Origin of the sequence: uncultured Tenacibaculum sp. (assembly GCF_947502995.1) — a bacterium.
Taxonomy (GTDB): Bacteria; Bacteroidota; Bacteroidia; order Flavobacteriales; family Flavobacteriaceae; genus Polaribacter.
In genome coordinates this window covers 1-3,377 of record NZ_CANNBW010000046.1, presented here as the reverse complement: position 1 = coordinate 3,377, position 3,377 = coordinate 1, and the positions used below count along the sequence as shown (strand labels likewise).

Sequence of the window (3,377 nt, the reverse complement as noted above, 5' to 3'; positions counted from 1 at the left end):
AGTCTTTTAAATCCCATTAATCAACAATCAACAACACCTGTTTTGCGCTTTTCTTGCGTTTTCTTTGCGCCCCTGGTGATTCAAAACCATTTTGTTTTTTTTCAGGGGGGCTCGGGGGGATGAAATCCCAACCGAATAGCGAAGCGTAACCGACCCCGTTCGCTAAAAATTTTCTTAAAAAAATTTTTCTTAAAAAACTGGGCTTTTTTTGTTTTACTTTTTGGAAGAAAAAAAGTAAAAAATAGCTTTCCTTTTTACTTAGTATTCTTTTATTAAGTTTTAGTACTGTTTTTAATAGCTTGCAAATACCTATTAAACAGATACTTACAAGCTTTAATGTAACTTATTTTGTACTCAATGTAACTTATTTTGTACTCAATGTAACTTATTTTGCACACTTGTAACTATTTAAATGTAACTGTATTTTTTTTTTGTTACATTTGATGTGTGAAGAATAATGTAACAATTTATCAGGATAATAAAATTACTCAATCTCGATATGAGTTCAGTGTAATTGAAAAACGTATTATTTATCAAATAATAAATCAAATTAGAAAGAATTATGTTCTAAATGGGACAGACAATAACTTATTTGGAGATTTAGTGCTTAATCTTAATTATGCTATGCTTAAAGAAGTTAGTGAGAATACTGATTTAGTTTACAAAGCTTTGAGACGTCTAATATCTAAATTTTATGAATTTAACAATGATAACCAGTGGATGATTGTTAGTATTATAAATAAAGCTAAGCACAAAAAAAAAGAGGCTTTGTGGGAGATAACCGTAGATAGTGATATGGTCGCTAAATTTGTTGAACTAGCTAAAAACTATACAGCTTATAGTTTGGTTGTCGCAATGTCTTTGCGTTCTGAACACTCTCAAAGATTATATGAATATTGTAGCCAATTCAAAAGTGCTGGCGGTTGGAGAACCACAATCAAAGATTTACGGCATAAAATGAAATTAGAGAATAAGTATTCTAGATATGCTTCTTTCAAAAAAAGAGTTCTAGACGTTGCTAAAAATGAGTTGAAAAAAATGTATAAAGAAGGAAGTTCTGATTTATATTTTGAGTATTCAGAACAAAAAAATGGAAGAAGTGTTGATAGTTTAACTTTTAAGATTATTCATAAAGAAAATATAGAAGTAACTTCTCTTCAGGATTTAGATTATATCGTTAGAACTGACTTACATCAAATTTTTGACACTTACAAAAAACCTAAAAATAAAGAGTTTATTACTGAAACAATGTCTGTTTTGAGACTAGAACCAGAACATTTAAAAAAAATGTATGGAAAAATTGCATTTGTTAAATCATCTATACCTAAAAATGAATGGCAAAGATATCTGAGATTTGTAATAAAAGAGGATGTTCTAAAGACAGATTTAGATGAGTTATAGTACTAAAGAAATAGCAGAAATATTAAATGTTTCGGACAGAACTGTCCGAAGGTATCTAAAATCGTTTATAACATTTGAAAACAAAGGATTAAAAGTGTCTGAAAAGATGCTAGATATATTAAAAAAAGAATACTTAAACGGACAGAGTGCGGACACAATCGGGCATATTGAAAAAGAGAGTCCTAAATATGATATTGTAGAGGGGTTTAGTAATGAAGAATATCAAGAGTTTCAAAAAAGATTAATAGAATACCCTTTATTAAAACAGGAGCTTGAGTATCATAAAAAATCAGCTGAAAGTCATCAAAAACAAATGGAACGTATCTTACAAATTATGCAAGAACGTAATATTTTAGAAGCGGCTAATAATTCTAATCTCTTAAAGTGAAAACCTTATGAAGATTGCGCTTTTTGTACTAAACGCAAAAAAAACGCAATCTATACAAGAAAACATTATTATCACTAAATCTAATTCTTACATGATAACAACTAAAAAAAATTGTAAATACTCTTGTGTTGACACATAGTTTAAAATAAATGCTGTTTTAACTTTATCTTCTTCAAATTCCACAACTAAATTACTAAAACCACTCCCCCCCCCAGTCCGTTGTGATGTGATTTCAATATATTCCGGTTCATGAGGCAATGCCGGAGACGACAACCTCAAACGCACTAAAAATAAAAAGCCTTATTTATCTAAATAAGGCTTTTTATTTTTTTGTATTTTCATACATCAATACTATAGATTATTATGCTTCTTTTTTGTTGTAACTTATTAAAAAAGCAAAAACGGAACCACATAATAACGGGATAAAAAAAGACTTTCCAATTATATATAAAATTAGTGTTCCAATAATTTGACTTACTGAAACAAAAATTAAAAATGAGATAAATTGTTTTTTTGTAAACATAATTTTAAGATCTTAACCAATCGATAATTTTTCTAGCGACTACTGTAGCTGAAGCTGTTGCAGCTGTTCCAACAATAGCTGAACCATATGCTACTTGACCAGGTCCTATAACAACATTTACAGCTGCTGCACCTACTGCTCCTCCAATTGCTCCCGCAGCATCTGCTGATGATACATCTCCAACAGCTTCAATAAATTTTGCTGGGCGTCCACATCTGCAAATAGGCCTTTTACGATTCTTCGATGAAAAACTAATTGTATGATCAATATCATGATCTTCTAAAGAAATTACCCAATCATTAGCGTTTTCCTTCCAATAGGAAAAAGAATATTTCGAAGTTTGTGTTGCAGAATATAAAACTTGAAGTTGTTCGTTATTTAAATTACTGTCATTCCCAATTTTTACTTCAAGTTCAATAATATCGTTAATTATTTCGTTTTTTTCTAAATCAGGAGAATCCATTTCTTTCATTATTTCCCCTAATTGATTCATGTAATTTTGTTCACTTAAGCTTAAAGAAGAAATAGTGTTTTCAAAACTATCCACGTCATTTCTTCTTTTCGAAAAACTATTAGGTTCTTCTATTTTAAAAAAATTATGCACTCCACTTATAGCAAAATCCTTTTTAATTTTATCATTTTTATATACATTAGAAGTTGCTCTAATAAGTACGTCTTTAAATTGGTTTTCATTTTGACGTTTTTTTGCTTTTAGCATACTTTTTTCTTCTTTCAAAATTTTGAAAGTTTCTTCTAAAATTTTATTATGCTCAATTCCTACAAATTCAAAATCTTTAGCTGTAAATTTATTTTCATTTATTTCACTTTCATTAGAACAACTGATGAAAACATTTAAAAATAAAATGGCTATACAATAGTTAAATAAATTTCTCATTGTTTTTAATATTTTTTTAGCAAAAATATCAACTTACTTTTAAAAAAAGTTCGGTTCGCCCGTACTTTTGGTGTGGGCGAACCGAACTTTTTAAGTCTTTTAAATCCCATTAATCAACAATCAACAACACCTGTTTTGCGCTTTTCTTGCGTTTTCTTTGCGCCCCTGGT

Annotated in this window: 3 protein-coding genes; 2 read left to right on the top strand and 1 reads right to left on the bottom strand. The window is 29.2% G+C overall.

Going from position 1 to position 3,377, the window contains the following annotated elements; all coding sequences use genetic code 11:
- The first annotated feature begins 447 nt into the window (after positions 1 to 447).
- Positions 448 to 1,401, top strand: coding sequence for a replication initiation protein (locus Q1A46_RS20645; RefSeq protein ID WP_299683542.1), 954 nt, complete (start codon positions 448 to 450; stop codon positions 1,399 to 1,401).
- The gene (locus Q1A46_RS20640) at positions 1,391 to 1,789 is read left to right on the top strand and encodes an HTH domain-containing protein (RefSeq protein ID WP_299683540.1); all 399 of its coding nucleotides are present in this window, start codon (positions 1,391 to 1,393) and stop codon (positions 1,787 to 1,789) included. Before Q1A46_RS20645 ends, Q1A46_RS20640 begins: the two co-directional genes overlap by 11 nt.
- Before the next feature lie 527 nt (positions 1,790 to 2,316).
- On the opposite strand, the gene Q1A46_RS20635 is transcribed toward Q1A46_RS20640, so the two are convergent.
- Complete coding sequence (locus Q1A46_RS20635) at positions 2,317 to 3,207, bottom strand: hypothetical protein (protein ID WP_299683538.1); 891 nt, start codon at positions 3,205 to 3,207, stop codon at positions 2,317 to 2,319.
- Between the last annotated feature and the right edge of the window lie 170 nt (positions 3,208 to 3,377).

Excerpts from the sequence above, each read along its gene's own strand:
- Q1A46_RS20640 (WP_299683540.1), top strand. The coding sequence starts at position 1,391 with ATGAGTTATAGTACTAAAGAAATAGCAGAAATATTAAATGTTTCGGAC.
- Q1A46_RS20635 (WP_299683538.1), bottom strand. The coding sequence starts at position 3,207 with ATGAGAAATTTATTTAACTATTGTATAGCCATTTTATTTTTAAATGTT.